28 protein-coding genes and 1 tRNA gene are annotated in these 26,405 nt (G+C 60.3%); 21 read left to right on the forward strand and 8 right to left on the reverse strand.

The window, feature by feature from the left end; all coding sequences use genetic code 11:
• Nucleotide 1: 1 nt before the first annotated feature.
• On the forward strand, nt 2-1,276 hold the full coding sequence (locus tag AC1UK9_RS23475) for a uracil-xanthine permease family protein (protein WP_025109329.1): 1,275 nt from the start codon (nt 2-4) through the stop codon (nt 1,274-1,276).
• A gap of 107 nt (nt 1,277-1,383) precedes the next feature.
• Here the strand turns inward: AC1UK9_RS23475 and hemH are convergent, their stop codons facing one another.
• Both hemH and AC1UK9_RS23485 read right to left on the reverse strand, forming a co-directional pair.
• Nucleotides 1,384-2,409 (reverse strand): ferrochelatase, encoded by a 1,026-nt coding sequence (hemH, locus tag AC1UK9_RS23480; protein ID WP_482578600.1) that lies wholly within the window; start codon nt 2,407-2,409, stop codon nt 1,384-1,386.
• Between the two features lie 13 nt (nt 2,410-2,422).
• Nucleotides 2,423-3,325: a TIGR01777 family oxidoreductase gene (locus AC1UK9_RS23485; RefSeq protein WP_482578601.1), complete on the reverse strand. Its 903-nt coding sequence runs from the start codon at nt 3,323-3,325 to the stop codon at nt 2,423-2,425.
• Between the two features lie 197 nt (nt 3,326-3,522).
• Here AC1UK9_RS23485 and AC1UK9_RS23490 point away from each other — a divergent pair, with 197 nt between their 5' ends.
• From AC1UK9_RS23490 to AC1UK9_RS23545, 12 genes are all read left to right on the forward strand, one after another.
• Nucleotides 3,523-4,509 (forward strand): NAD(P)/FAD-dependent oxidoreductase, encoded by a 987-nt coding sequence (locus AC1UK9_RS23490; protein ID WP_025109332.1) that lies wholly within the window; start codon nt 3,523-3,525, stop codon nt 4,507-4,509.
• Nucleotides 4,506-4,721: a TIGR02450 family Trp-rich protein gene (locus tag AC1UK9_RS23495; RefSeq protein ID WP_025109333.1), complete on the forward strand. Its 216-nt coding sequence runs from the start codon at nt 4,506-4,508 to the stop codon at nt 4,719-4,721. The genes AC1UK9_RS23490 and AC1UK9_RS23495 overlap by 4 nt, the downstream gene beginning before the upstream one ends.
• Before the next feature lie 221 nt (nt 4,722-4,942).
• A complete protein-coding gene (locus tag AC1UK9_RS23500; protein ID WP_482578602.1) occupies nt 4,943-5,905 on the forward strand; it encodes a YbgA family protein in 963 nt (320 codons plus the stop codon).
• A complete protein-coding gene (locus AC1UK9_RS23505; protein WP_482578603.1) occupies nt 5,905-6,846 on the forward strand; it encodes a MerR family transcriptional regulator in 942 nt (313 codons plus the stop codon). Before AC1UK9_RS23500 ends, AC1UK9_RS23505 begins: the two co-directional genes overlap by 1 nt.
• An 11-nt stretch (nt 6,847-6,857) precedes the next feature.
• Nucleotides 6,858-8,303: a deoxyribodipyrimidine photo-lyase gene (phrB, locus tag AC1UK9_RS23510; RefSeq protein WP_025109336.1), complete on the forward strand. Its 1,446-nt coding sequence runs from the start codon at nt 6,858-6,860 to the stop codon at nt 8,301-8,303.
• Entirely contained in the window at nt 8,296-8,718 is a 423-nt protein-coding gene (locus AC1UK9_RS23515; protein ID WP_025109337.1) for a nuclear transport factor 2 family protein, read from the forward strand. The genes phrB and AC1UK9_RS23515 overlap by 8 nt, the downstream gene beginning before the upstream one ends.
• Nucleotides 8,715-9,497: an SDR family NAD(P)-dependent oxidoreductase gene (locus AC1UK9_RS23520; RefSeq protein ID WP_473013568.1), complete on the forward strand. Its 783-nt coding sequence runs from the start codon at nt 8,715-8,717 to the stop codon at nt 9,495-9,497. The genes AC1UK9_RS23515 and AC1UK9_RS23520 overlap by 4 nt, the downstream gene beginning before the upstream one ends.
• Entirely contained in the window at nt 9,494-10,741 is a 1,248-nt protein-coding gene (locus AC1UK9_RS23525; protein ID WP_482578604.1) for an NAD(P)/FAD-dependent oxidoreductase, read from the forward strand. The genes AC1UK9_RS23520 and AC1UK9_RS23525 overlap by 4 nt, the downstream gene beginning before the upstream one ends.
• A complete protein-coding gene (locus tag AC1UK9_RS23530; RefSeq protein ID WP_482578605.1) occupies nt 10,738-11,553 on the forward strand; it encodes a DUF1365 domain-containing protein in 816 nt (271 codons plus the stop codon). Before AC1UK9_RS23525 ends, AC1UK9_RS23530 begins: the two co-directional genes overlap by 4 nt.
• Nucleotides 11,540-12,805, forward strand: a complete 1,266-nt coding sequence (locus tag AC1UK9_RS23535) for an SAM-dependent methyltransferase (RefSeq protein WP_025109341.1) — start codon at nt 11,540-11,542, stop codon at nt 12,803-12,805. The genes AC1UK9_RS23530 and AC1UK9_RS23535 overlap by 14 nt, the downstream gene beginning before the upstream one ends.
• Nucleotides 12,798-13,289 (forward strand): DUF2878 domain-containing protein, encoded by a 492-nt coding sequence (locus AC1UK9_RS23540; RefSeq protein WP_025109342.1) that lies wholly within the window; start codon nt 12,798-12,800, stop codon nt 13,287-13,289. The genes AC1UK9_RS23535 and AC1UK9_RS23540 overlap by 8 nt, the downstream gene beginning before the upstream one ends.
• 67 nt (nt 13,290-13,356) lie before the next feature.
• On the forward strand, nt 13,357-13,662 hold the full coding sequence (locus tag AC1UK9_RS23545; protein ID WP_025109343.1) for a YkgJ family cysteine cluster protein: 306 nt from the start codon (nt 13,357-13,359) through the stop codon (nt 13,660-13,662).
• A 131-nt stretch (nt 13,663-13,793) separates the two neighbouring features.
• On the opposite strand, the gene AC1UK9_RS23550 is transcribed toward AC1UK9_RS23545, so the two are convergent.
• The 6 genes from AC1UK9_RS23550 to hemA form a co-directional block, all read right to left on the reverse strand.
• Nucleotides 13,794-14,312 (reverse strand): acyloxyacyl hydrolase, encoded by a 519-nt coding sequence (locus AC1UK9_RS23550; protein ID WP_025109344.1) that lies wholly within the window; start codon nt 14,310-14,312, stop codon nt 13,794-13,796.
• Nucleotides 14,313-14,424: 112 nt separating this feature from the next.
• Nucleotides 14,425-15,216, reverse strand: a complete 792-nt coding sequence (murI, locus tag AC1UK9_RS23555; protein ID WP_025109345.1) for a glutamate racemase — start codon at nt 15,214-15,216, stop codon at nt 14,425-14,427.
• Nucleotides 15,209-15,964, reverse strand: coding sequence for a molybdopterin-synthase adenylyltransferase MoeB (locus AC1UK9_RS23560; protein ID WP_025109346.1), 756 nt, complete (start codon nt 15,962-15,964; stop codon nt 15,209-15,211). The genes murI and AC1UK9_RS23560 overlap by 8 nt, the downstream gene beginning before the upstream one ends.
• Nucleotides 15,958-16,788 (reverse strand): peptide chain release factor N(5)-glutamine methyltransferase, encoded by an 831-nt coding sequence (prmC, locus tag AC1UK9_RS23565; RefSeq protein ID WP_482578606.1) that lies wholly within the window; start codon nt 16,786-16,788, stop codon nt 15,958-15,960. The genes AC1UK9_RS23560 and prmC overlap by 7 nt, the downstream gene beginning before the upstream one ends.
• Nucleotides 16,789-17,871, reverse strand: coding sequence for a peptide chain release factor 1 (gene prfA, locus AC1UK9_RS23570; protein WP_025109348.1), 1,083 nt, complete (start codon nt 17,869-17,871; stop codon nt 16,789-16,791). It lies immediately after the preceding gene.
• Nucleotides 17,868-19,154, reverse strand: a complete 1,287-nt coding sequence (hemA, locus tag AC1UK9_RS23575; protein WP_025109349.1) for a glutamyl-tRNA reductase — start codon at nt 19,152-19,154, stop codon at nt 17,868-17,870. The genes prfA and hemA overlap by 4 nt, the downstream gene beginning before the upstream one ends.
• Nucleotides 19,155-19,336: 182 nt before the next feature.
• Between hemA and AC1UK9_RS23580 the strand changes: the two genes are divergently transcribed.
• From AC1UK9_RS23580 to ychF, 8 genes are all read left to right on the forward strand, one after another.
• Nucleotides 19,337-21,061, forward strand: coding sequence for a tetratricopeptide repeat protein (locus AC1UK9_RS23580; protein ID WP_482578607.1), 1,725 nt, complete (start codon nt 19,337-19,339; stop codon nt 21,059-21,061).
• 3 nt (nt 21,062-21,064) lie between these two features.
• Nucleotides 21,065-21,682 (forward strand): lipoprotein insertase outer membrane protein LolB, encoded by a 618-nt coding sequence (gene lolB / locus AC1UK9_RS23585; RefSeq protein ID WP_482578608.1) that lies wholly within the window; start codon nt 21,065-21,067, stop codon nt 21,680-21,682.
• 2 nt (nt 21,683-21,684) lie between these two features.
• Nucleotides 21,685-22,536, forward strand: a complete 852-nt coding sequence (gene ispE / locus AC1UK9_RS23590) for a 4-(cytidine 5'-diphospho)-2-C-methyl-D-erythritol kinase (protein ID WP_482578609.1) — start codon at nt 21,685-21,687, stop codon at nt 22,534-22,536.
• 36 nt (nt 22,537-22,572) lie between these two features.
• Nucleotides 22,573-22,647: transfer RNA gene (locus AC1UK9_RS23595), tRNA-Gln, on the forward strand.
• Between the two features lie 45 nt (nt 22,648-22,692).
• A complete protein-coding gene (locus AC1UK9_RS23600; protein WP_003171603.1) occupies nt 22,693-23,634 on the forward strand; it encodes a ribose-phosphate pyrophosphokinase in 942 nt (313 codons plus the stop codon).
• 142 nt (nt 23,635-23,776) lie between these two features.
• Entirely contained in the window at nt 23,777-24,379 is a 603-nt protein-coding gene (locus tag AC1UK9_RS23605; protein WP_025109353.1) for a 50S ribosomal protein L25/general stress protein Ctc, read from the forward strand.
• A gap of 170 nt (nt 24,380-24,549) precedes the next feature.
• The gene (pth, locus tag AC1UK9_RS23610) at nt 24,550-25,134 is read left to right on the forward strand and encodes an aminoacyl-tRNA hydrolase (protein WP_473013575.1); all 585 of its coding nucleotides are present in this window, start codon (nt 24,550-24,552) and stop codon (nt 25,132-25,134) included.
• Nucleotides 25,135-25,156: 22 nt separating this feature from the next.
• Nucleotides 25,157-26,257 (forward strand): redox-regulated ATPase YchF, encoded by a 1,101-nt coding sequence (ychF, locus tag AC1UK9_RS23615; RefSeq protein ID WP_025109355.1) that lies wholly within the window; start codon nt 25,157-25,159, stop codon nt 26,255-26,257.
• Nucleotides 26,258-26,405 lie beyond the last annotated feature (148 nt).

Genomic DNA, 26,405 nt, shown 5'->3' on the forward strand with positions numbered 1-26,405 from the left:
CATGCAGCAAGAGTTCAACGATCCGCTCTGGCGTACGGTGTTGTCCGGCGCCCAGATGCTGTTCGTGGCTTTCGGCGCTCTGGTGCTGATGCCGCTGATCACGGGCCTGGACCCGAACGTGGCACTGTTCACCGCAGGTCTGGGAACGATCCTGTTCCAGATCGTCACCGGGCGTCAGGTGCCGGTGTTCCTCGCGTCGAGCTTCGCTTTCATCACCCCGATCATTCTCGCCAAGGGCCAGTTCGGCCTCGCCGCGACCATGGGCGGCGTGATGGCAGCCGGTTTCGTCTACACCTTCCTGGGCCTGGCCGTGAAGATCAAGGGCACAGGCTTCATTGACCGTCTGTTGCCGCCCGTGGTGATTGGCCCGGTGATCATTTCCATCGGCCTGGCCATGGCGCCGATTGCCGCGAACATGGCGATGGGCAAGGCTGGCGACGGTTCCGAACTGATCCACTACCAGACCGCGATGATGATCTCGATGCCGGCGCTGCTGACCACGTTGATCGTGGCAGTGTTCGGCAAAGGCATCTTCCGTCTGGTGCCGATCATTTCCGGCGTGCTGGTCGGTTTCGCCATGTCGTTCTATTTCGGCGTGGTCGATACCGCGAAGATTGCCGCTGCGCCATGGTTTGCGATTCCGCACTTCACCGCGCCGGAGTTCAACTGGCAGGCGATTCTGTTCATTGTTCCGGTGGCGTTGGCTCCGGCCATCGAGCACATCGGCGGCGTGATCGCCGTGGGCAGCGTGACCGGTCGCGATTACCTGAAGAAGCCAGGCCTGCACCGCACCCTGCTCGGTGACGGTATCGCCACCACCGCAGCCGGCCTGTTCGGCGGACCGCCAAACACCACCTACGCCGAAGTGACTGGCGCGGTGATGCTGACCAAGAACTACAACCCGAAAATCATGACCTGGGCGGCGATCTTCGCCATCACCCTGGCGTTCATCGGCAAGTTCGGCGCGCTGCTGCAAAGCATTCCAGTGCCGGTGATGGGCGGGATTCTGTGCCTGTTGTTCGGCTCGATCGCGGCGGTGGGGATGAACACCCTGATCCGTCACAAGATCGACCTGGGCGAGGCGCGCAATCTGGTGATCGTTTCGGTGACGCTGGTATTCGGTATCGGCGGTGTGCTGGTCGGCACCGGCACTGGCCCGGACGACTTCGGCCTCAAAGGCATCGCGCTGTGCGCGGTGGTGGCGATTGCGCTGAACCTGATTCTGCCGGGTAATGATGGCTGGAAGAACAAGAAGGCGGATGAACCGCTGATCTAAGGTTTTAGATCCTTGTTGTCTGACCGATAGCATTCGCGAGCAAGCCCGCTCCCACCTGGATCACGCTGTACCGGTGGGAGCGGGCTTGCTCGCGAAGCTTTTGACTTTTAAAGGGCCAACGGCGCTCGTTCACACAAGGTGGCCAACGCCTTCGCCCATTGCGGGTCGTCATTCAGGCACGGCACCAGCACCAACTCCTCGCCCCCTGCTTCGCGAAACTGTTCCTTGCCGCGATCACCGATCTCTTCCAGTGTCTCGATGCAATCGGCGACAAACGCCGGGCACATCACCAGAATCTTCTTCACCCCGTTTTTTGCCAGCTCATCGAGCCGCGCTTCGGTGTAGGGTTCGATCCACTTGGCTCGCCCCAGCCGCGACTGAAACGACACCGACCATTTGCCATCGGCAACGCCCGCGCGCTTGGCGAACTCGGCTGCCGTACGCAAACACTGGGCGCGGTAGCAGGTGGCGAGGACTGCCGGCGAAGCATTCTTGCAGCAGTCCGCGTTTTTGAAGCAGTGCTTGCCGGTCGGATCGAGCTTGGTCAGGTGCCGCTCGGGCAAACCGTGGAAGCTCAGCAGCAAATGATCGTAGTCCTGCTGCAAATGCGGTTTCGCACTGGCAACCAAGGCGTCGAGGTATTCCGGCTGATCGTAAAACGGTTGCAGGATCGAGAGTTTCACATCGAGTTTATGCTCGCGGATCACCCGCTTGGCCTCTTCGATCACCGTGGTGGTGGTGCTGTCGGCGAACTGTGGATAAAGCGGCGCCAGGGTAATGCGCTTGTGCCCCGCAGCCACCAACTGCAGCAACTTCGTTGCAATCGACGGTTCGCCATAACGCATCGCCAGTTCCACCGGACCATGGGACCACTGCGAGGTCATCTGTTGTTGCAGGCGACGGCTGAGCACCACCAGTGGCGAGCCCTCCTCCCACCAGATCGAGGCGTAGGCGTGGGCCGATTGCTCGGGACGCTTGATCAGGATCAGCGACACCAACAGACGCCGCACCGGCCACGGCAGGTCGATCACATACGGGTCCATCAGAAATTGATTGAGGTAGCTGCGTACATCGGCCACCGAGGTAGAGGCCGGAGAACCCAGGTTGACCAGAAGCAAGGCGTGATCGGTCATGCATCGTCCTATTTCAAAGGCGGCCGGAGAGCTCATCCAGGGCCGCGCGCAAATCCGTGAACTGGAAAGTGAAACCCGCTTCCAGCAAGCGTGCCGGCATGGCCCGTTGGCCACCCAGCAACAACAATGACATTTCGCCAAGCCCGACTTTCAGCGCCAGTGCCGGCATCGGCATGAATGCCGGGCGGTGCAACACACTGCCCAATGTCTTGGCAAACTCGCGATTGCGCACCGGTTTCGGTGCGCAGGCATTATAAGGACCGCTCGCCTGATTGCGGTGCAGAAGAAAATCAATCAGGCCGATTTGGTCTTCGATGTGTATCCACGGCATCCACTGCCGGCCATTGCCCAGCGGCCCGCCCAGCCCAAGTTTGTACGGCAGCAACAGCCGCGACAAAAAGCCGCCCTCGGCCGACAGCACCAGCCCGGTTCGCACCAGCACCACACGAATGCCCTGTGCTTCGGCACGTTGCGCGGTCTCCTCCCAGGCGATGCACAACTGGCTGGCGAAATCGTCGATCACCGGCGGCGAATCTTCTGTCAGCTCACGTTCACCGCCGTCGCCGTACCAGCCGACTGCCGAGCCAGAGATCAGCAGCTGCGGTTTCTGCTCGCGTGTTTCCAGCCAGGCCAGCAGCGTTTCGGTCAGGGTGATGCGGCTGCTCCACAACAACGCCTTGCGCCGGTGGGTCCATGGCCGATCAGCAATCGGCGCGCCGGCCAGGTTGATGATCGCGTCCAGCGGCTCGTTACCGAGATCTTCCAGACGCGCAACTCCACGGACCTGAGCACCACAGATTTTCGCGACTGTTTCCGGGCGCCGACTCCACACCGTCAACTGGTGCCCCTGCCCTGACCAATAGCGACAGAGCTGACGACCTATCAAACCAGTACCGCCGGTCAGCAATATGCGCATGACATCTTCCTCGCGTGGCGTTTTACCCGGATCACTAGTCTATTTTTATAAGCAGGGATCTTTTCTATCGGGCAGGCTCTATTGTTTAACAATAGGCCAAGCTGTCAGAACGAGAACGCTAGAAGTTATACCAAAAAACAAAATTGTACAGGTTTCAATCACGGCGTAGTCTGTACAGAAAGGTAAACGAGGCCCCTATGACTGTACCTATCGCAATCATCGGCACCGGCATCGCCGGACTCTCCGCCGCGCAGGCGCTGACAGAGACCGGACATACCGTCCAGCTCTTCGACAAAAGCCGCGGCAGCGGCGGACGCATGTCGAGCAAACGCAGCGACGCCGGTTCTCTGGACATGGGCGCGCAATATTTCACGGCCCGCGACCGACGCTTCGTCACCGAGGTGCAACGCTGGCAAAGCCTGGGTTGGGTCGCCGAATGGCAACCGCAGCTCTACACCTATCAGGGCGGGCAACTGAACCTGTCGCCGGACGAGCAGACCCGCTGGGTCGGCACGCCGCGCATGAGCGCCATTACCCGTGGTTTGCTCAACGGCCTGGAAGTGCATTTCGCCTGCCGCATCACTGAAGTCTTTCGCGGTGAAGAACATTGGCATCTGCAGGACGCGGAAGGTTTCACTCACGGCCCCTTCAGCCATGTCGTGATCGCCACCCCGGCACCGCAAGCCACCGCCTTGCTGGCCGCCGCACCGAAACTCGCCGGCGCCGCAGCCGGGGTGAAGATGGACCCGACCTGGGCCGTCGCCCTCGCCTTCGATACGCCGCTGGATACCCCGATCGAAGGTTGCTTTGTGCAGGACAGCCCCCTCGACTGGCTGGCACGCAACCGCAGCAAACCGGGACGCGATACCACCTGCGACACTTGGGTGCTGCACGCCAGCAGTGCCTGGAGCCGGCAGCATATCGACCTGCCCAAGGAAGCGGTGATCGAGCAACTGCACGGTGCTTTTGCCGAACTGCTGCACAGCGCCATGCCCGCCCCGACCTTCAGCCTCGCCCACCGCTGGCTCTATGCACGGCCTGCCACCGGCCACGAATGGGGCACATTGGCCGATGCCGATCTGGGCCTGTATGCCTGCGGCGACTGGTGTCTGTCAGGGCGCGTCGAAGGGGCCTGGCTCAGCGGTCAGGAAGCCGCGCGCCGCTTGCACGAGAACCTGCAGTGAACCGCATCAATCCGCAAAAACTGCTGCTGTCGAAGTGGACAGCAGCCCACCCGCAAAATCGTGAGAAGCACTTTCTGGTGACCGAACTGATCCGCGACGAGGACGGTACGGTGCTGGAGATCGAATTGCAGGCGGTGCTCACGCAGCGCGCCGAGCGCCTCGATTGGCAGACGCTGAAGAACAACGATCACTGGCTACTGGGCTGGAAATAGCCCCCCCATCCCTCATGGGAGCGGGCTTGCTGGCGAAAGCGGTGAGTCAGTCACATCAATCCAGCCGACCTGACGCCTTCGCGAGCAAGCCCGCTCCCACGGCCAATAATGTAAACCCGGAAAAACTTATACAAATGAGTTGACTTGTACACGTACGAATCTATGCTGATTGAAAGTTGTACAGAAATAACAACCTGTACAGGAATAGATTCGAGGTGTGCATGTCCGACCTTACTGTCTCCCGGCCAAAAATCGCCATCAGCGCCTGCCTGATGGGCGCCGAAGTGCGCTACAACGGTGGGCACAAGGAATCGCGGCTGTGCAGCCGCACCCTTGTCGAGTATTTCGAGTTCGTCCCGGTGTGCCCCGAAGTCGCCATTGGCCTGGGCATTCCTCGCGAGCCGATCAGGCTGGTGGGGAATCCGGACACCCCCGAAGCCATCGGCACCGTCAACCCGCACATCAATGTCACCGAACCGCTGGCCGCCTACGGCAAGCGAATGGCTGGCGAACTTGATGGCATCTGCGGCTACATTTTCATGCAGCAATCGCCCTCGTGCGGTCTGGAACGGGTCAAGGTCTATCACGCCAACGGCGCACCGGTGAACGGCGGCGGCCGTGGCATTTATGCCCAGGCGTTCTGCGCGCAGCATCCGGACCTGCCGGTGGAAGAAGCCGGGCGCCTCAACGATCCGGTGCTGCGGGAAAACTTCATCACCCGCGTACTCGCCTACAGCGAATGGCAGCAAGTGCTGAAACAGGGTTTGAGCCGCCGCGCACTGACCGAATTCCACTCGCGCTACAAATACCTGCTGATGGCCCACAACCCGGAGCAGTACAAGGCCCTGGGCAAACTGTTGGGCAACATGGGCCTGACCGATCCGGTCGAACTCGGCCCGCGCTACTTCAGCGAATTGATGAGTGCGCTGAAGAAATGCGCCACCCGCCGCACCCACAGCAATGTCCTGCAGCACATCAGCGGTTATCTGAAGCGGGCGATCAGCGCCGCCGACAAACAGGAAATGCAGCATGTCATCGGCCAGTACCGTCACGGCATCGTGCCGCTGGTGGTGCCGCTGACGTTGCTCAAACACCACTTTCGCCAACACCCGGATCCGTACATTGCGCAACAGGTCTACCTGCAGCCGCATCCGGAAAACCTCAGCCTGCGAAACGCCATTTGATGAACGACACACTCGACACCAGCGCCCAGGAAGACCTCGGCGCCGACTTCAAGAAAGCCCTCGACGAGGGTTGGCTGCCGATCCGCGAGGTCGCGCGGCAGACCGGCGTCAACGCAATCACCCTGCGCGCCTGGGAGCGCCGTTATGGGCTGATCGTGCCGCAACGCACGCCCAAGGGCCATCGCCTGTACTCCAGCGAGCATGTGCAACGGATCCTGACCATTCTCACCTGGCTCAACCGGGGCGTGGCGGTCAGTCAGGTCAAACCGCTGCTCGACACGCCGCAAGCCTTCACCGAAACGGTGGAGAACGACTGGCAACGCCTGCATCACGCCCTGCTCAACGCCGTCACCCAGCTCAACGAACGTAACCTCGACGACAGCATCAACCAGGCCATGGCCCTGTATCCACCGCGCACCCTGTGCGAGCAATTGCTGCTGCCGCTGCTGGCCGAACTTGAACAGCGCTGGCAAGGCCAGTTCGGGGCGCAGATGGAGCGGGTGTTCTTTTATTCGTGGTTACGCAGCAAATTCGGCGCACGCATCTACCATAACAATCGGCAACTACACGCTGCGCCGCTGCTGTTGATCAATCACTCCGACCTGCCACTGGAACCGCACCTGTGGCTATGCGCGTGGCTGATCAGCAGTGCCGATTGCCCGGTGCAAGTGTTCGACTGGCCGCTACCGGCCGGAGAACTGGCGCTGGCGGTCGAGCATCTGCAAGCGCGTGGCGTACTGCTGTATTCGAGCAAGGCGATGAACTTGGCGCAGTTGCCAAAACTGCTGAATGGCGTCAGTGCTCCGAAAATGCTGGTCGGACCAACGGTATGCATCCACCAGACCGAGTTGTCCGTAATAACCCGTGAGATCGCTGATTTGTCCCTGGCCGAAGATCCGCTCTCGGCACATCAGGCACTCGTTCAGCGTGGGCTGATTTAATGGAAACCGCGATGCAATTGATCTGGCTGCGCAGCGACTTGCGCCAACATGACAACACCGCCCTCGCCGCCGCCGCAGCGCGCGGCCCGACGGTTGCCGTGTATCTGTTGAGCCCGCAGCAGTGGCGCGAGCATGACGACGCCGCGTGCAAGGTCGACTTCTGGCTGCGTAATCTGCGTGAACTGAGCGCACGCCTCGGTGAACTGAACATTGCGTTGCTGCTGCGCACAGCTGCTCATTGGGATCAGGCCCCGGCCGTGCTGCTCGAACTATGCCGGCAACTGAACATCGAGGCCGTGCACGCCAACGAAGAATACGGCGTCCACGAAAGCCGTCGTGATGCGGCGGTGGCCCAGGCCCTGAACACCAAAGGCATCGCTTTTCACAGTTATCTTGACCAACTGTTGTTCAAACCCGGCACGGTACTGACCAAGACCGAGACCTACTTTCAGGTGTTCAGCCAGTTCCGCAAGGTGTGCTACGAGCGCCTGCATCGCTCGATGCCTGCGCTGGTAAAAGCACCCGGCAAACAGGCGCAGCTCAACATCGCCAGCGATCCGGTGCCTGATTCGATCGAAGGTTTTGCAACACCAAGTGGGTCATTGCGCGCCCTGTGGCCGGCCGGCGAACAGGAAGCCCGGCGCCGTCTCGATACCTTCGCCGACGCGCAAATCGACTACTACCAGAGCGAGCGCGACTTCCCGGCCAAGCCCGGCACCAGTCAACTTTCGGCTTATCTGGCCGCCGGGGTGATCTCGCCGCGCCAATGCCTGCACGCCGCCCTGCAAAGCAATCAAGGCGAGTTCGACAGCGGCAAGGTCGGCGCGGTGACCTGGATCAACGAGCTGCTGTGGCGCGAGTTCTATAAACACATTCTGGTCGGCTATCCCCGCGTCTCGCGCAACCGTGCGTTTCGCCCGGAAACCGAGGCCCTGGCCTGGCGCGATGCACCGGACGAACTCGCTGCCTGGCAAGAAGCACGCACCGGGTTGCCGATCATCGATGCGGCCATGCGCCAACTGCTGGAAACCGGCTGGATGCACAACCGCCTGCGGATGGTAGTGGCGATGTTCCTGACCAAAAACCTGCTGATCGACTGGCGCGAAGGCGAACGGTTTTTCATGCAGCACCTGATCGACGGCGACCTGGCGGCGAACAACGGCGGATGGCAGTGGAGCGCATCGACCGGCACCGATTCGGCGCCGTACTTCCGCATTTTCAACCCGCTGAGCCAATCGGAAAAATTCGACAGCGAAGGCCTGTTCATCAAGCACTGGCTGCCTGAGCTGGCCGATTTGAACAAAAAGCAAGTGCACAACCCGGCCAGTGCTGGCGGGCTGTTCGGCGTCGCGGATTATCCGTTGCCGATCGTCAATCTCGGGGCGTCGCGCGAACGGGCGCTGGCGGCCTTCAAGAACCTGCCGTCGCGCTCGTCTATGGGAGAGGGCCATGAGTGAATTTCTGCGCCGCTTCGCTCGCCAGTTTGCCGAATTGAACAAAGGCAACCTGCAACGTCTGGGCGAGCTGTACAGCGATGACATTCACTTCACCGACCCGTTGCACGAAGTCCAGGGGCTGGCGCAACTGCAGCATTACTTCAGCGAGCTGTACGCCAACGTCAACGAGCTGCGCTTTGACTTCCACGGCTTCGACCAGATCGGTGACTGTGAAGGCTACCTGCGCTGGGTCATGAGTTACCGCCACCCGCGCCTGGCGGGTGGCCGATTGATTCGCGTCGCCGGGTGTTCGCACCTGCTGTGGCGCGACAAGGTCTATCGCCACCGGGATTATTTCGATGCCGGGGCGATGCTGTATGAACATTTACCCGTATTGGGCCGGGTGATTGCCTGGCTGAAAAGGAGAATGGGATGAGTCGTACACCTCCACGGCGGTATTGGCTGACCGGTGCCAGCAGTGGCATCGGCGCAGCGCTGGCCGAAGAGATTCTGAAAAGCGGCGCGCATCTGGCCGTCAGCTCGCGCCAGTTGCCACCACTCAAGGTGTTGGCGCAACGCTATCCGGGGCAAGTGCTGATTGTGGCAGGCGACTTGACCAACAGTCAGGTCGTGCGCGAGATCGGCCAGCAGATCGAACACGCCTGGGGCTCGCTCGATAGCGTGATCCTCAATGCGGGCACCTGTGAGTATGTTGATGCGCGGCAGTTCGACGCCTCGATCATCGAACATGTGGTGCGCACCAACCTGCTCGCCAGCAGCTACTGCATTGAAGCCGCCCTGCCATTGCTGCGCAAAGGCACCGCGCCCTATCTGATCGGCATGGCCAGCTCCGTCACCTATCTGCCGCTGCCTCGGGCCGAAGCCTACGGCGCGTCGAAAGCCGGGCTGCGCTACCTGTTTGAATCGCTGCGTATCGATCTGGCGGACGAAGGCATAGAAGTCACCATCATCAGCCCAGGCTTTGTCGAAACACCGCTGACGGCAAAGAACGATTTTCCGATGCCCCTCAGTTGGCCTGTGGATAAAGCAGCACGACACATCTTCGCCAAGCTCAAGGATCGTCCTCTGGAAATCGCCTTTCCGGCACTGTTCATGGCAGCACTGTGGCCACTGTCGAAGCTGCCGGCGCGCCTGCAACTGGCAATCGGCAAGCGCATGGTGCGCAGCAGCCCACCGTTGCGGGACCCAACATGAGAATCGCCATCGTCGGCAGCGGGATCGCGGGCCTGACCTGCGCCTACCTGCTCAATCGCCGACATGACGTCACGGTGTTCGAGGCCAGCGACTGGGTCGGCGGCCACACGCACACCGTGCAGGTGACCGTCGATGGCCGCGAATACAACGTGGACACCGGTTTCATCGTGTTCAACGACTGGACTTACCCGAACTTCATTCGTTTGCTTGGCCAGCTCGGGGTGTCGTTCAAACCGACCGAAATGAGCTTCTCGGTGACCGACCCGGACACGGGGCTGGAATACAACGGCAACAACCTCAACAGCCTGTTTGCCCAGCGCCGCAACCTGCTGTCGCCGGGATTCTGGGGCATGTTGCGCGACATCTTGCGTTTCAATAAGGAAGCCCAGCGCGATCTTGCTGAACAACGGATCGCCGCCGACACCACGCTCGACGATTACCTCAAGGCCGGCGGTTACGGCGAACGCTTCATCCTGCATTACATCGTGCCGATGGGGTCGGCGATCTGGTCGATGCCGATGGCCGAGATGCTCAATTTTCCGCTGCAGTTCTTCGTGCGTTTTTTCAAGAATCATGGGTTGTTGTCGGTCAGTGATCGCCCGCAATGGCAGGTGATCGAGGGCGGTTCAAGTGCCTATGTCGCGCCACTGACTGCAGCATTCAACGACAGGATCCGCCTCAGTTGCCCAGTGACCCGTATCGATCGCGACGAACACGGCGTGGTGATCCACAGCCCGGCCGGCATCGAACGCTTCGACAAAGTCGTGCTCGCCTGCCACAGCGACCAGGCCCTGCAACTGCTGGCCACTCCCAGCCACGAAGAACGGACGATCCTCGGCGCCCTGCCCTATGCCGACAATGAAGTGGTATTGCATACCGATACCCGCCTGTTGCCCTCACGCAAACTGGCCTGGGCCAGTTGGAACTACCGCTTGAGCGGTGCCGGCCATACGCATGCCGCTGTCACCTACGACATGAACATCCTGCAGGGAATGGCGAGCGACACCACGTTCTGCGTCAGCCTCAATCAGAGCGCCGGCATCAGTCCGTTCAAGGTGCTCGCCAAATACACTTACGCCCATCCACAATTCAGCCTCGCGGCGGTGGCAGCGCAAAACCGCTGGGCCGAACTGGACGGCCAGCAACACACCCATTACTGCGGCGCCTACTGGGCCAACGGCTTTCATGAAGACGGCGTGGTCAGCGCCTTGCGTGTGGCCGCTGCGTTCGGGGAAAGCTTATGAACAGCGCCCTGTACAGCGGCTGGATCGGCCACCGACGCTTTGCGCCCAGACGCCATGAGTTCCGTTACCGGATCGGTCTGCTGTACCTCGATCTGGCCGAACAGGACGCGGTGTTCGAGCTCTCGGCACTCGCCAGTCGCAGCCGTTTTGCAGCGTTTTCATTCCGTGAAACCGACTACCTGAAAACCTTCACCGGCAGCGGCATGCGCCTGATCGATGCGGTGCGCCAGCAGGTCGGCGCCGCCCTCGGCCATGAACCGCAAGGATCGGTCTGCCTGCTGACCCAACCACGCAGTTGGGGTCTGGCGTTCAACCCGGTGAGTTTCTTTTATTGCCACGAGGCCGACGGCCAACTGGCAGCGATTCTCTGTGAAGTGACCAACACGCCGTGGCGCGAGCGTTATCACTACGTGCTGCCGGCCCGTACTCCGGTCGATCTGCAGGACTTTCACCAGCACTTCGCCGTGGCCAAGGCCTTTCATGTCTCGCCGTTCCTGCCGCGTGATCTTGAGTACCGCATGAGTTTCAGCCCGGCAGCACAAACCTTGGGTGTGCACATGGCCGACTGGCAGCGCGAACAGAAACTGTTCGACGCCACGCTGAACTTGCAGCGCGAGCCCCTCGACCGCCGCAGCCTGCACCGCTACTTGTGGCGCTTTCCGTGGATGACCGCGAAAACCTGCCTGGCGATTTATTGGCAAGCCCTGCGCCTGCTGCTCAAGCGTGCCCCGATTTTTGCTCATCAGGCTGCCGACGGCAGCTTTCAGATCGCCACTGCGCCTCCCAAGGAGCAACGCCATGAAATCCTCTAGCCTGTCAGTCAGTCGCCTCAATACCAATGGTTTGACCGGCTCGCTGCTGCGTCGCGGCGTGTTGCGCCAGTTGGGCCAGCTCAAACACGGCCAATTGCTGCTGATCGAGGACGGTGAGCAAACACTGTTCGGCACCCCGGGCAGTGCGTTGCTGGGCGAAATCCACATACAGGACCCGGCCGCCTGGGGCATGGTCGCCAGCAACGGTTCGATCGGTGCAGGCGAGGCGTTTATTCATGGCTATTGGAGTTCGCCTGACCTGACCGCCGTGGTGCGAGTGTTCGTCAGCAATCTTGACGTGCTGGACGCGATGGAGGGTGGACTGGCCCGCCTCGGTCGCCCCTTCGTGCAAGGCCTGCACTGGCTCAACCGCAACACGCGCAAGGGTTCGCAGAAAAACATCGCCGCGCACTACGACCTGGGCAACGATCTGTTCGAGCAGTTTCTCGACCCGACCATGATGTATTCGGCAGCGCAGTTCCTCACCCCCGAGGACAGTCTGGAACAGGCCCAACTGAACAAGCTGGAACGGATCTGCCAGAAACTCGCGCTCAAGCCCACCGACCACTTGCTGGAGATCGGCACAGGTTGGGGCAGCATGGCGCTCTACGCCGCGCAGCATTACGGTTGCCATGTCACCACCACGACACTGTCGAAAGAGCAGTACGCGTTTACCGCCCAGCGTATAGAGGCATTGGGACTACAGGATCGGGTAACGCTGCTGCTCAAGGATTACCGCGACCTCACCGGCGAATACGACAAACTGGTGTCGATCGAAATGATCGAAGCGGTCGGCCACCGCTTCCTGCCGACCTACTTCAAGCAATGCGCGCACCTGCTCAAGAGCAACGGCCTGATGCTGTTGCAGGCGATCACCATCCGCGAGCAGCGCTATGAACAGGCCCGGCGCGGTGTCGACTTCATCCAGCGCTACATCTTCCCCGGCGGCGCCCTGCCCTGTGTGCAGAAGATGCTCGAGATCGTCAGTCGCGACACCGACATGAACCTGCTGCACATGGAAGACTTCGGCCTGCATTACGCCCGCACCCTGCGCCTGTGGCACGAGAACTTTCGCCGCGCCCACGGGCGGTTGAGCGAGCTGGGCTACGACGATTACTTCCTCAGGCTCTGGGAGTTTTATCTGTGTTACTGCGAGGGCGGATTCCTGGAACGCACCATCGGCACGGCGCAACTGCTTCTGGCTAAACCTGCGGCGATGCCGGCGCCACTGCTCGGGCGCTTCGATGCTTGAGCGGCTATGCAACGCAGCGCTGTTCCAGATCGGCTGGCTGGCCTGCGTGCTCGGCGGCAATAGCCTGTGGTTGCTGCTGGCCCTGGCGGTGTTGGTGATCCATCTGGGCTGGATCAGCAGTTGGGCGGCGGAAGGTCGCCTGATCCTCAGCGTGGTGATTGTCGGCACCGCGGTGGACAGCGTATTGCGCGCAGCGGGGGTGTTCGATTTTCAGGATCCGGCACCGCTGATTCCGCTGTGGCTGATGCTGCTCTGGGCCTTGCTCGCCACCACGTTGCGCCACTGCCTGCAATGGAGCGCCCGGCCATGGTGGCTGGCCAGCGTACTCGGCGCAGTGGGTGGCGCCGTGTCCTATTACGGCGGCGGACATTTGGCCGGGGTGCAATTTCCCTATGGTGAACTGCCGACCCTGATCGGCATCGCTCTGCTGTGGTCACTGCTGTTTCCGTTGCTGCATGCCATGGCGCGACGTCTGAGCCATTGAGCCCGATGCATTGAGCGTCTGTCAGGCCTTTCACACAGTCACCGGCCACTGCCTTACACTGCCGACCATGAAAACCATTCCCCATCGGCAAATTGCCGAACCAGCGGTCACGTGTTCGACCTGCGCAGCCTGTTGCTGTCAGCTCGAAGTGATGTTGATTACCGACACCGGCGTGCCTGAGCGCTTTATCGATACCGATGAGTGGGGCGGTGAGGTGATGTTGCGTCTGGACGACGGCTGGTGCGCCGCGCTGGATCGCGACAGCATGATGTGCACGATCTACGAGAAACGCCCGCTGATCTGCCGCGAGTTCGAGATGGGCGCGCCGGAATGCATTGAAGAACGCAAAGGTATTGCCACGGCCTACCGCTGATCCCGAGAACACCCCAAAACCAAATGTGGGAGCGGGCTTGCTCGCGAAAGCCGTGGGTCAATCAACTCAGCTGTCGACTGATACACCGCATTCGCGAGCAAGCCCGTTCCCACAGGGTTATCTGCAAGCCGTTACAGCGGCATCGAATAATGCAGCGAGTAACTTTCCACACCGTCGTTGTTGCTGTTCAGACCGGCGTTGGAATAGTGAGTCGCGCGAATCCCCACTTCATGCCCGCCGTTGAAACGCAAACCGAAACCGAGGCGGTCTTCGAACTGGAAGGCCTGGCCGATATTGTTGTCTTCGTAGCGCGTATCGGAGAACAGTGCCACACCAATCCCCGCTTCCACATACGGTTTGACCGACTGACCGGCAAACTCGTAAACGAACACCGGCGAGAACGACAGGCTGTTGTTGCTGGAGGTCTTGTCACCTTCCCAGTAAGTGTAAGCGCCGCTCCAGTAGCCGGTCAGACGCCCGACGTCGCTTTGCAGCCAGCTCTTGTCCCAATCGAAATTCATTCCCAGGCGATACGTCATCGTCGAATCGCTGGTCGCCCCCACTGCAAACTCAACGTTTGCCGCTTGTGCAGTAAAACTTTGCCCCATCAGTGCAGCCGCAATCGCGGCCAAGCAGAATAGTCGCTTCACGTTGAAACTTCCTTTTCCGGAACGATCGTTTGGTTTTCTAGGTAACTCAGCCGTATAGAAATCGGCGCTTGATCAGAAGTTCAGCTGACTTTTTAGATATTTCACACTTTTTTTACAAGGTGAATTTTTCAACGACACCGGCGACTTGGCCCAGCAGGGGCAGGGTCTTGCGAAAGGACTCGGGATCGGCACTGGTCCAGAATCTGACCGGGCGGTTCGGCCCTTCGGCGAGCAACTCGCGCTCGGCCAGCAACCGTTGCAGCTGCCGTGCTACGGCCGCGCCAGTGTCGATCAGGCTGATGCTCTCGGGGATCATCGTCTTGAGCATCGGCTTGAGAAAGGGATAGTGGGTGCAGCCCAGAATGATCGTGTCGCAACCATTGGCCAGCAGCGGATCGACATAGTGCTTGAGCAATGCGCGCAACTCGCTGCTGTGCAGATCGCCGCTTTCAATCAGCTCGACCAGCCCCGGGCACGGCTGGGTGACAACCCGAACATCCGTGGCAAAACGGTCGAGCAACGCGGCGAACTTGGCGCTCTGCAATGTGCCGGTGGTGGCGAGTACGCCGACCACACCGCTACGGGTCGCGGCGGCGGCAGGTTTGACCGCCGGCTCCATGCCGACGATCGGCCATTGGGGAAAGTCCCGGCGCAAATCGGCAACCGCGGCCACCGTGGCAGTATTGCAGGCGATCACCAGGGCCTTGGCGCCCTGCTCGCGGAAAAATCCGGCCATCACGTTGCAGCGCTGGCGAATGAATTCCGGGGTCTTCTCGCCGTAGGGAATGTGTCCGCAATCGGCGAAATACAGCAGTGACTCCTGAGGCAGCAAGCGCTGGATCTCGGCCAATACCGACAAGCCGCCGACACCGGAGTCGAACACCGCGATCGGTGCTTCACGCATGCTGCGAACCACAGACGCTGCAACCCGGGTCGCGCTTGACGCGCAGCTCTCGGAAGCGTGAACCCAGTGCGTCAATCAGCAGCAAACGGCCCACCAGTGGCTCGCCAAAACCGACCAGTACCTTCAACGCTTCGAGCGCTTGCAGACTGCCGACCAGCCCCACCAGCGGCCCGACCACACCGGCCTCGCTGCAAGTCAGCTCGGCCTCGCTGCCGTGCCCGTACAGGCAGTGGTAGCACGGACTTTCCGGGCGGCGCGGGTCGAACACCGACAACTGCCCTTCAAGACGAATCGCTGCGCCGCTGACCAGCGGTTTGCGCGCCGCTACGCAGGCGGCATTGACCGCTTCGCGCGTGGAAAAATTATCGGAGCAATCGAGCACCAGGTCCACCGCAGCCACGGCGGCGGCAAGCGAGTCTTCGTCCAGCGCCTGACGATGGGCAACCAGTTGAATCTCGGGATTGATCGCGCCCAGGCGCTTGAGCGCCGAGTCGACCTTGCTCATGCCGACGCTGTCGGTGTCATGGATGATCTGGCGTTGCAGGTTGGTCAGGTCGACCGTGTCAAAATCCGCCAGATGCAGCTCACCGATACCGGCCGCCGCCAGATACAGCGCGACCGGCGCGCCGAGACCGCCGAGACCGACGATCAGCACACGGCTGTCCTTGAGCTTCAGTTGCCCATCGATATCGATGTGTTGCAGCAGAATCTGCCGGCTGTAGCGCAGCAACTCCTGATCATTCAGCACGGCAGGCGCCCCAGGCTGATCCGTTGATGGCCGCCCAGATCGGTGCGGCTGTGGACTTCTTCGAAACCGCTGGTCAGCAACAGGTCACGCACGGCCTCGGCTTGATCATAGCCGTGTTCGAGCATCAGCCAGCCACCAGCCTCCAAATGGCCCGGGGCCTGGGCGACGATCAGGCGCAGATCGTAGAGCCCGTCAATACCGGCCACTAGCGCACTGGCTGGCTCGAAACGCACGTCGCCCTCGACCAGATGCGGGTCGGCGGCGGCAATGTACGGCGGATTGCTGATGATCAGGTTGAATCGCTGGCTTTCGAGGGCGCTGAACCAGTGGCTGCTCAGCACCGTGGCGTTGTTCAGGTTCAGGCGCTGACGATTGCGTTCGGCCAGGGCCACGGCTTCCAGCACGCGATCCACCGCCGTGACCTTCCACGCCGGACGTTCGCTGGCCAGGGCCAGGGCAATCGCGCCGCTGCCGGTGCCCAGGTCGAGAACTTTCGCCGGCGTTGCCGGCAGCAATTCCAGCGCGGCCTCTACCAGCAATTCGGTGTCCGGACGCGGGATCAGCGTGTGCGGCGCCACTTCCAGATCCAGCTTCCAGAAACCCTGCTGACCGAGAATGTAGGCCACCGGCTCACCGCCACGGCGTCGTTGCAGGTACTCGGCAAAAAGCAGCGCCGCTTCGCTCGGCACGATGCGCTCGGGCCAGGTGTGCAGAAAGCTGCGCGGTTTGCCCAGTGCCGCCGCGAGGAGCAATTCGGCATCCAGACGCGCCGTGGGCGAGTCCGGCAGTTCGGCGGCGCGCAACAGACTGGCAATGATGGTCATTTATTCACCTATCGCTGCGAGTTGGTCAGCCTGGTATTCGGCCAGCAAAGGCTCGATCACCGCTTCAACGCCACCGGCGAGAATTTCATCGAGGGAGTACAGGGTCAGGTTGACACGATGGTCAGTGACCCGGCCCTGGGCAAAGTTGTACGTGCGGATACGCTCGGAACGGTCGCCCGAACCCACCAGCAATTTACGCTCGCTGGCGATGGCATTGGCCGCCGCTGCGGTTTGCTGATCGTTGAGTTTGGCCGACAACCAGGCCATCGCCCGCGCACGGTTCTTGTGCTGGGAACGCTCTTCCTGACACTCGACGACGGTGCCGGTCGGTATGTGCGTGATACGGATCGCCGAGTCGGTGGTGTTGACGTGCTGACCACCGGCCCCGGAGGAGCGGAACGTGTCGACGCGCAGATCCGCCGGGTTGATCTCGATGGCTTCGCGCTCGTCCGGCTCGGGCAACACGGCGACGGTGCAGGCCGAGGTGTGGATGCGGCCCTGAGATTCGGTGGCGGGTACACGCTGTACGCGGTGCGCGCCGGATTCGAATTTCAGCTTGCCGTAAACGTTGTCGCCTTCAATGCGGGCGATGACTTCTTTATAGCCACCGTGTTCGCCTTCGTTTTCCGAAAGGATCTCCACACGCCAGCCACGTCGTTCGGCGTAACGCGAGTACATGCGGAACAGGTCGCCGGAGAAGATCGCCGCCTCGTCTCCACCGGTGCCGGCGCGAATTTCGAGAAAGACGTTACGACCGTCATTGGGATCCTTGGGCAGTAACATGCGCTGCAGATCGGCTTCCAGCGTCACCAGCAATTCTTTGGCTTCGCGGACTTCTTCCACGGCCATTTCACGCATGTCCGGGTCGCTGTCCTTGAGCAGCGCCTGCGCGCCTTCAAGATCGCCTTGTACGCCGAGCAGCTTTTTATAGCCTTGCACGACCGGCTCGAGTTCGGCGTATTCCTTGGAGTAGGCGCGGAATTTGGCTTGATCGGAAATGACTTCGGCGTCGCCAAGCAGCGCGGTCAGTTCCTCGAAACGGTCCTGGAGGATGTCCAGCTTATTGAGCAGTGACGCTTTCATTGCGGTTTTTTATCCGAAAAACTATCCGGTGAGCCCTCGAGGGCAAAGAGTTCCTGGGCCATGGCCAGCGCATCGAGGCGGCCTTCGGCAGAAAGCTTTTTCAGTTGCACGCTAGGCGCATGCAGCAGTTTATTGGTCAGGCCACGGGCCAGTTGCCCGAGCACCTCTTCAGCGTTGCCGCCGTTGGCCAGCAGACGCAGGGCTTTTTGCAGCTCTTCGTCGCGCAGGCGTTCGCTCTGTTGACGATAGGCCTTGAGCACATCGACCGCCGCCAGCTCGCGCAGGCGCACCATGAAGTCGTCGGCACCCACCGAAACCATCTCTTCCGCCGCCTGGGCTGCGCCCTGCCGGCTCTTGAGGTTTTCGGCGACCACTTCGTGCAGATCGTCGACGCTATAAAGGTAAACGTCGTCCAGTTCGCCGACTTCCGGCTCGATGTCCCGGGGCACGGCGATGTCGACCATGAAGATCGGCTTGTGCTTGCGCTGCTTCAGCGCGCTTTCGACCGCGCCCTTGCCGAGGATCGGTAATTGGCTGGCGGTCGAGCTGATCACGATATCGCTGCGCACCAGTTCCGCCGGGATGTCCGAGAGCAGCACCGCATGCGCGCCGAACTGCTCGGCCAGCAGGCTGGCGCGCTCCAGCGTACGGTTGGCAACCACGATGCGCTTGACCCCAAGCTCATGCAAATGGCGGGCGACCAGGGTGATGGTCTCGCCGGCGCCGATCAACAAGGCCTGACTGCGTTGCAGGTCGCTGAAAATCTGTTTGGCCAGGCTGACGGCGGCAAACGCCACGGACACCGGGTTTTCGCCGATGGCGGTGTCGGTGCGCACCTGCTTGGCGGCATTGAACGTCGCTTGAAACAGGCGCCCCAGCAGCGGGCCGATGGTGCCAGCCTCGCGGGCCACAGCGTAGGCCGATTTCATCTGGCCGAGAATCTGCGGTTCGCCCAATACCAGCGAATCGAGCCCGGAGGCGACACGCATCATGTGACGAACTGCCGCATCATCTTCATGCACATAAGCACTCGCACGCAGCTCATCGAGGCTTAAATGGTGATAATCGGCCAGCCAGCGCAGCACGGTATCCGCCGACAGCTGATCCTGTTCTATATAAAGCTCACTGCGATTGCAGGTGGAAAGGATCGCAGCTTCGCGGCTGTCGGTCAGTCGGCAGAGCTGCTGCAAGGCTTCCACCAACTGCTCAGGGGTAAAGGCCACGCGCTCGCGGACGTCTACTGAAGCAGTCTTGTGGTTAATACCGAGTGCAAGGAAGGCCATTCAAGGTCGCTGATGGTGACGTGAAGCCGGCAATTGTCCTACTTCGTCAGATCCAGAACAACTACCGCTGACTATTGTCCCAATCGTTGGTGCCTATAATGGCCACAACTGAGACTCGGTTATGTTTGACCGAAGGCTTGTGTCATGATGATCCGACCGCAGGTTAGTCGTCCTCTTCCTATATGAATAGATCTTCCGCGTTGCTCCTTGCTTTTGTCTTCCTCAGCGGCTGCCAGGCCTTGGCCCCCGTTTCGCCGGACGGCACGCCGCCGGTCGAAGACACCACGCCCACGCCTGAAAAGCCCAAGGTTTACAGCTCGTTCAGCGAGGAAACCGTTTTCAGCCTGCTGAGCGCCGAACTCGCCGGCCAGCGCAATCGTTTCGACATTGCCCTGGACAACTACGTGACCCAGGCCATCAACACCCAGGATCCGGGGGTTTCCGAGCGCGCGTTCCGCATCGCCGAATACCTGGGCGCCGACCAGCCTGCGCTGGATACTGCGCTGATCTGGGCGAAAAACGCCCCGGACGATCTCGAAGCGCAGCGCGCCGCCGCCGTGCAACTGGCCCGCGCCGGGCGTTATGACGACTCCATGGTCTATATGGAGAAAGTCCTGCAGGGCAAAGGTGATACCCATTTTGACTTCCTCGCGCTGTCGGCAGCCGACACCGACCAGGAAACCCGCAACGGTCTGATGAAAAGTTTTGACCGCCTGCTGCAGCGTCACCCGAAGAACAGCCAGCTGATTTTCGGCAAGGCCCTGCTGCTGCAACAGGACGGCGACAACAAAGCCGCACTGACCCTGCTGGAAGACAACCCGCCGGAAGAAGGCGAAATCGCGCCGATCCTGCTGCGCGCGCGCCTGCTGCAAAGCATGAATCGTGGCGACGAAGCCGTGCCGCTGCTCCAGAAAAGCATCAAGAAATACCCGGACGACAAGCGCCTGCGCCTGACCTATGCCCGCACGCTGGTCGAACAGGACCGGATGGACGACGCCAAAGTCGAGTTCTCGACCCTCGTTCAGCAATACCCGGAAGACGATGAGCTGCGGTACTCGCTGGCGCTGGTGTGCCTGGAAGCCAAGGCCTGGGACGAGGCCATGGGTTACCTGGAAGACCTGATCGCGCGGGAAAGCCACGTCGACTCGGCGCACCTGAACCTCGGCCGTATCGCGGAAGAGCGCAACGATCCGCAGGGCGCACTGATCGAATACGCCCAGGTCGGCCCGGGCAATGACTATCTGCCGGCACAGCTGCGCCAGGCCGATATCCTGATGAACAACGGCAAGACCGCCGAAGCACAAAGCAAACTGGCGGCCGAGCGCGACGCGCAACCGGATTATGCGATCCAGCTGTACCTGATCGAATCCGAAACCCTGTCGGCCAACAAACACGACGACAAGGCCTGGAAAGTATTGCAGCAAGCCCTGCTGCAATACCCGGATGATCTGAACCTGCTCTACACCCGGGCCATGCTCGCGGAAAAGCGCAATGACCTGGCCCAGATGGAAAAAGACCTGCGCCTGATCATCAAGCGCGATCCGGACAACGCCATGGCACTCAACGCCTTGGGCTACACCTTGTCCGATCGCACCACTCGCTACGCTGAAGCCAAGGACCTGATCGAACAGGCGCACCGGATCAACCCGGAAGACCCTGCCGTGCTCGACAGCCTCGGCTGGGTGAATTTCCGCATGGGCAATCTGGATGACGCCGAGAAATACCTGCGCCAGGCGCTGGAGCGTTTCCCGGATCACGAAGTCGCCGCGCACCTGGGCGAAGTCCTGTGGACCAAGGGCAATCAACGCGAAGCCAAACAAATCTGGGGCAAGTTCCTCAAGGATCAGCCCGACAGCACCATTCTGCGCAGCACCATCAAGCGCCTGACCGGATCCGAGACTCTCTAACTCATGTTTTTGCGCCACGTTATTGTTTTCAGCTTCATTGCCCTGCTCGCCGGTTGCGCGGGCTTCGGCGTTCGCGAATCGGTCGAGGGCCACGGCAGCCCGGCTCAATGGGCCGCGAACAAACAGCAACTGACCGCCCTCGATGGTTGGCAGATCGACGGCAAGATCGGTATTCGTGCACCGAAAGACTCCGGTAGCGGCACACTGTTCTGGCTGCAACGTCAGGACTATTACGACATTCGCCTGTCCGGCCCGCTGGGTCGTGGCGCAGCGCGACTGACCGGGCGCCCGGGCAAGGTCTCGCTGGAAGTTGCCAATCAGGGCCGCTACGACGCGCAGTCGCCAGAAGCGTTGCTTGAAGAACAGCTCGGGTGGAAGTTGCCGGTATCGAATCTGGCCTGGTGGGTCCGTGGCCTGCCGGCACCGGAAAGCAAAAGCCGCCTGACCCTCGATAACGACAGTCGCCTGGCCAATCTCGAACAGGATGGCTGGAAGGTCGAGTACTTGAGCTACGCCGAGCAAAACGGTTACTGGCTGCCCGAGCGGATCAAACTGCACGGCACCGACCTGGACGTGACGCTGGTGATCAAGACCTGGCAACCGCGCAAGCTGGGGCAATAAGCATGAGCGCTCCACGCCTGACGCTGCCGTCGCCGGCCAAGCTCAATCTGATGCTGCACATTCTCGGTCGCCGTGAAGACGGCTATCACGAGTTGCAGACGCTGTTTCAGTTCGTTGATTACGGCGATGAAATCACTTTCGCCGTACGCGATGACGGCGTGATTCAGCTGCACACCGAGTTCGCCGGTGTGCCGCATGACAGCAACCTGATCGTGCGCGCAGCGAAAATGCTGCAGCAACAATCCGGTTGCTCCCTCGGTATCGATATCTGGATTGATAAAGTTCTGCCTATGGGCGGCGGCATCGGTGGCGGCAGTTCCAACGCGGCCACCACCCTGCTCGGCCTCAATCACTTGTGGCAACTGGGCTGGGATGAAGATCGCCTCGCTGCACTGGGCCTGGCGCTGGGTGCCGACGTCCCGGTTTTCGTCCGTGGTCACGCGGCATTTGCCGAAGGCGTGGGTGAAAAACTGACCCCGGTCGACCCCGAAGAACCGTGGTATCTGGTGCTCGTGCCGCAAGTCTCTGTAAGTACGGCAGAAATTTTTTCCGATCCTTTGTTGACACGTAACACGCCGCCCATTAAAGTGCGCCCCGTTCCCGAGGGAAACAGTCGAAATGACTGCTTGCCGGTGGTAGCAAGGCGTTATCCAGAGGTACGTAACGCATTGGATTTGTTAGGTAAATTTACCGAAGCAAAACTCACCGGAACTGGAAGTTGTGTGTTTGGGGGCTTCCCAAGCAAAGCTGAAGCTGATAAAGTCTCGGCCCTTCTGACAGAGACCCTTACAGGGTTTGTAGCAAAAGGAAGCAACGTTTCGATGTTGCATCGCAAGCTGCAAAGTCTGCTCTAAAGGAACCAGGTGCCAGGCACTTGAAGCAACAGATACAGGGGCGTCGCCAAGCGGTAAGGCAGCAGGTTTTGATCCTGCCATGCGTTGGTTCGAATCCAGCCGCCCCTGCCATTTTCTATACTCATCCAGGTTACCCTCAGCCTCTAGGTACTGCGCGTGTCCAAGATGATGGTCTTTACGGGGAACGCTAACCCCGATCTGGCTCGGCGTGTTGTACGTCAGCTGCATATCCCTCTCGGTGACATCTCTGTCGGTAAGTTCTCCGACGGCGAAATTACTGCCGAGATCAATGAAAACGTTCGCGGTAAAGACGTTTTCATTATTCAGCCGACTTGCGCTCCGACCAACGATAACCTGATGGAACTGGTAGTGATGGCTGATGCCTTCCGCCGCTCCTCAGCTACTCGTATCACTGCTGTTATTCCTTATTTTGGTTATGCCCGTCAGGATCGCCGCCCGCGTTCCGCACGTGTGGCTATCAGCGCGAAAGTCGTCGCTGACATGCTTACCGTAGTCGGCATCGACCGTGTTCTCACGGTTGATCTGCATGCTGACCAGATTCAGGGGTTCTTCGATATTCCGGTAGATAACATCTACGGCTCCCCGGTTCTGGTGGATGACATTGAAGATCAGCGCTTCGAAAACCTGATGATCGTGTCCCCGGACATTGGTGGCGTCGTGCGTGCACGGGCTGTTGCCAAATCCCTGGGCGTGGATCTCGGGATCATCGACAAACGCCGTGAGAAAGCCAATCACTCTGAAGTGATGCATATCATCGGTGATGTCGAAGGGCGTACCTGCATTCTGGTCGATGACATGGTCGATACCGCCGGCACTCTGTGCCACGCGGCCAAGGCCCTGAAAGAGCATGGCGCAGCCAAGGTCTTTGCCTACTGCACACACCCTGTGCTGTCGGGTCGGGCCATCGAGAATATCGAAAATTCCGTGCTGGACGAGCTGGTGGTGACCAACACCATCCCGCTGTCCGCTGCAGCACAAGCCTGTGCACGTATCCGTCAACTGGATATCGCACCGGTTGTTGCCGAAGCGGTTCGCCGCATCAGCAATGAAGAATCGATCAGCGCGATGTTCCGTTAAGGGCCCTGCCCTTCTCGAAATGTCTCGTTGACGAAAAGCGCCCCGCCCCGGCATTCCTGCCGGGGCGGGGCTTTTTTGCCCATACCGTGTTTGGCGCTGGTCGCAAACGTCACTCCGGTCATGGCTATTTTGGAGATACAAAATGAACGATTTTACTCTGAATGCTGAAGTGCGTTCCGACCTGGGGAAAGGTGCGAGCCGCCGCCTGCGTCGTCTCGCCGCCCTGGTTCCAGCTGTTGTTTACGGTGGCGAAAAAGCCCCTGAATCCATCAGCATGCTGGCCAAGGAAGTTGCCAAACTGCTCGAAAACGAAGCGGCTTACAGCCACATCATCGAGCTGAACGTTGGTGGCACCAAGCAAAACGTAATCATCAAAGCTCTGCAGCGTCACCCGGCCAAAGGCCACGTGATGCACGCTGACTTCGTACGCGTTGTAGCTGGCCAGAAACTGACCGCTATCGTTCCTGTGCACTTCATCAACGAAGCTGCTCCAGTGAAGAAAGGCGGCGAGATTTCGCACGTTGTTGCTGAAATCGAAGTGACCTGCCTGCCGAAAGATCTGCCTGAGTTCATCGAAGTCGACCTGGCTAACGCTGAAATCGGTTCGATCATTCACCTGTCGGACCTCAAAGCTCCTAAAGGCGTTGAGTTCGTTGCTCTGGCACACGGCGATGACAAGGCTGTTGCCAACGTCCACGCTCCACGTGTTGCTCCAGAAGCTACCGAAGAAGGCGCAGCAGAGTAATTCACTCTGTAACGCCTGAGTGATCAGTAACATCGCGGACTGGAACGTAGCGAGAAAGCGGGCGAGAACGCGGAGTTTACATTCATGGTAAATGAGCAATTTTCGTCCACTTTCGCCGCCTTCCCTGATCGCGGCGATGTTACTCACCACTCAAAGGAAGGGCCCCTATCGTGACTGCCATCAAACTGATCGTTGGCCTGGGAAATCCAGGCCCCGAATACGACCAGACCCGGCATAACGCAGGGGCCCTTTTTGTTGAGCGCATCGCAGCCGCGCAAGGTGTGAACCTTGTGGCCGATCGCAAGTATTTCGGCCTGACCGGGCGCTATTCGCATCAGGGTCAGGATGTTCGCCTGCTGATTCCCACCACCTACATGAACCGCAGCGGCCAGGCCGTGGCGGCACTCGCCGGTTTCTTCCGCATCAAGCCTGAAGAAATCCTGGTGGCGCACGACGAACTCGACTTGCCTCCGGGCGTCGCCAAGCTCAAGCAGGGCGGCGGCCATGGCGGTCACAACGGGTTGCGCGACATCATCGCGCAACTGGGTAATCAGAATACGTTCTACCGTCTGCGGCTTGGCATCGGCCACCCGGGCGTCGCCAGTATGGTTTCAAATTTCGTCCTGGGTCGTGCGCCACGCGCCGAACAGGAAAAACTCGATGCCAGCATCGACTTTGCCCTCGGCGTGCTGCCGGATATCCTCGCCGGTGAATGGAACCGCGCGATGAAAAACCTGCACAGCCAGAAGGCCTGACTCTTATCCGAGGGGAAACACCATGGGATTCAATTGCGGCATCGTCGGCCTGCCTAACGTCGGCAAGTCCACCCTGTTCAACGCCCTGACCAAATCCGGTATTGCGGCCGAGAACTTCCCCTTCTGCACCATCGAGCCGAACAGCGGCATCGTGCCAATGCCGGATCCGCGTCTGGAAGCACTGGCGGCCATCGTCAATCCGAAGCGCATCCTGCCGACCACCATGGAATTCGTCGACATCGCAGGCCTGGTGGCCGGTGCCTCGAAAGGTGAAGGCCTGGGCAACAAGTTCCTCGCCAACATCCGTGAGACCGACGCGATCGCTCACGTGGTTCGCTGCTTCGAAGACGACAACGTGATCCACGTTTCCAACAGCGTCGATCCAAAGCGCGACATCGAAATCATCGACCTGGAACTGATCTTCGCCGACCTCGACAGCTGCGAGAAGCAACTGCAGAAAGTCGCGCGCAACGCCAAGGGCGGTGACAAGGACGCCGTGGTTCAGAAAGGCCTGCTGGAGCAGTTGATCGCCCACTTCACCGAAGCCAAGCCTGCGCGCAGCCTGATGAAGAACATGAGCGCTGACGAAAAAGCAGTGATCAAGGGCTTCCACCTGCTGACCACCAAGCCGGTCATGTACATCGCCAACGTCGCTGAAGACGGTTTCGAGAACAACCCGCACCTGGACGTGGTCAAGGCCATCGCCGAAGAAGAAGGCGCGATGGTGGTTCCGGTCTGCAACAAGATCGAAGCGGAAATCGCCGAGCTGGATGACGGCGAAGAGAAGGACATGTTCCTTGAGGCCCTGGGCCTGGAAGAGCCTGGCCTGAACCGCGTGATCCGCGCCGGTTACGAAATGCTGCACCTGCAGACCTACTTCACCGCCGGTGTCGAAGAAGTCCGCGCCTGGACCGTCAAGGTCGGTGCCACCGCACCTCAGGCCGCTGGCGTGATCCACACCGACTTCGAGAAAGGCTTCATCCGCGCCGAAGTGATCGCCTACAACGACTTCATCCAGTACAAGGGCGAAGCCGGCACCAAGGAAGCCGGTAAATGGCGTCTGGAAGGCAAGGATTACATCGTCAAAGACGGCGACGTGATGCACTTCCGCTTCAACGTCTAAGCAACACGCCCAAGAAAAAGCCGCGTTTGATACGCGGCTTTTTTGTGCCTGAGAGTTTAATTTGCAACACCACAATCCCCTGTGGGAGCGGGCTTGCTCGCGAAGACGGTGCGTCAGCCACATTACTATCGACTGATACACCGCATTC

Source organism: Pseudomonas sp. AK-TSAG1-1 (genome assembly GCF_056821665.1).

Bases quoted from the DNA above. Each gene is read 5' to 3' on its own strand.
- ychF (WP_025109355.1), top strand. From the start codon at position 25,157: ATGGGATTCAATTGCGGCATCGTCGGCCTGCCTAACGTCGGCAAGTCC.
- AC1UK9_RS23545 (WP_025109343.1), top strand. From the start codon at position 13,357: ATGAAAACCATTCCCCATCGGCAAATTGCCGAACCAGCGGTCACGTGT.
- prfA (WP_025109348.1), bottom strand. From the start codon at position 17,871: ATGAAAGCGTCACTGCTCAATAAGCTGGACATCCTCCAGGACCGTTTC.
- lolB (WP_482578608.1), top strand. From the start codon at position 21,065: ATGTTTTTGCGCCACGTTATTGTTTTCAGCTTCATTGCCCTGCTCGCC.
- hemA (WP_025109349.1), bottom strand. From the start codon at position 19,154: ATGGCCTTCCTTGCACTCGGTATTAACCACAAGACTGCTTCAGTAGAC.
- phrB (WP_025109336.1), top strand. From the start codon at position 6,858: ATGCAATTGATCTGGCTGCGCAGCGACTTGCGCCAACATGACAACACC.
- AC1UK9_RS23490 (WP_025109332.1), top strand. From the start codon at position 3,523: ATGACTGTACCTATCGCAATCATCGGCACCGGCATCGCCGGACTCTCC.
- AC1UK9_RS23515 (WP_025109337.1), top strand. From the start codon at position 8,296: ATGAGTGAATTTCTGCGCCGCTTCGCTCGCCAGTTTGCCGAATTGAAC.
- prmC (WP_482578606.1), bottom strand. From the start codon at position 16,788: ATGACCATCATTGCCAGTCTGTTGCGCGCCGCCGAACTGCCGGACTCG.
- hemH (WP_482578600.1), bottom strand. From the start codon at position 2,409: ATGACCGATCACGCCTTGCTTCTGGTCAACCTGGGTTCTCCGGCCTCT.
- AC1UK9_RS23535 (WP_025109341.1), top strand. From the start codon at position 11,540: ATGAAATCCTCTAGCCTGTCAGTCAGTCGCCTCAATACCAATGGTTTG.
- murI (WP_025109345.1), bottom strand. From the start codon at position 15,216: ATGCGTGAAGCACCGATCGCGGTGTTCGACTCCGGTGTCGGCGGCTTG.
- AC1UK9_RS23580 (WP_482578607.1), top strand. From the start codon at position 19,337: ATGAATAGATCTTCCGCGTTGCTCCTTGCTTTTGTCTTCCTCAGCGGC.
- AC1UK9_RS23500 (WP_482578602.1), top strand. From the start codon at position 4,943: ATGTCCGACCTTACTGTCTCCCGGCCAAAAATCGCCATCAGCGCCTGC.
- AC1UK9_RS23540 (WP_025109342.1), top strand. From the start codon at position 12,798: ATGCTTGAGCGGCTATGCAACGCAGCGCTGTTCCAGATCGGCTGGCTG.
- AC1UK9_RS23485 (WP_482578601.1), bottom strand. From the start codon at position 3,325: ATGCGCATATTGCTGACCGGCGGTACTGGTTTGATAGGTCGTCAGCTC.
- AC1UK9_RS23605 (WP_025109353.1), top strand. From the start codon at position 23,777: ATGAACGATTTTACTCTGAATGCTGAAGTGCGTTCCGACCTGGGGAAA.
- AC1UK9_RS23530 (WP_482578605.1), top strand. From the start codon at position 10,738: ATGAACAGCGCCCTGTACAGCGGCTGGATCGGCCACCGACGCTTTGCG.
- AC1UK9_RS23525 (WP_482578604.1), top strand. From the start codon at position 9,494: ATGAGAATCGCCATCGTCGGCAGCGGGATCGCGGGCCTGACCTGCGCC.
- ispE (WP_482578609.1), top strand. From the start codon at position 21,685: ATGAGCGCTCCACGCCTGACGCTGCCGTCGCCGGCCAAGCTCAATCTG.
- AC1UK9_RS23520 (WP_473013568.1), top strand. From the start codon at position 8,715: ATGAGTCGTACACCTCCACGGCGGTATTGGCTGACCGGTGCCAGCAGT.
- AC1UK9_RS23505 (WP_482578603.1), top strand. From the start codon at position 5,905: ATGAACGACACACTCGACACCAGCGCCCAGGAAGACCTCGGCGCCGAC.
- AC1UK9_RS23475 (WP_025109329.1), top strand. From the start codon at position 2: ATGCAGCAAGAGTTCAACGATCCGCTCTGGCGTACGGTGTTGTCCGGC.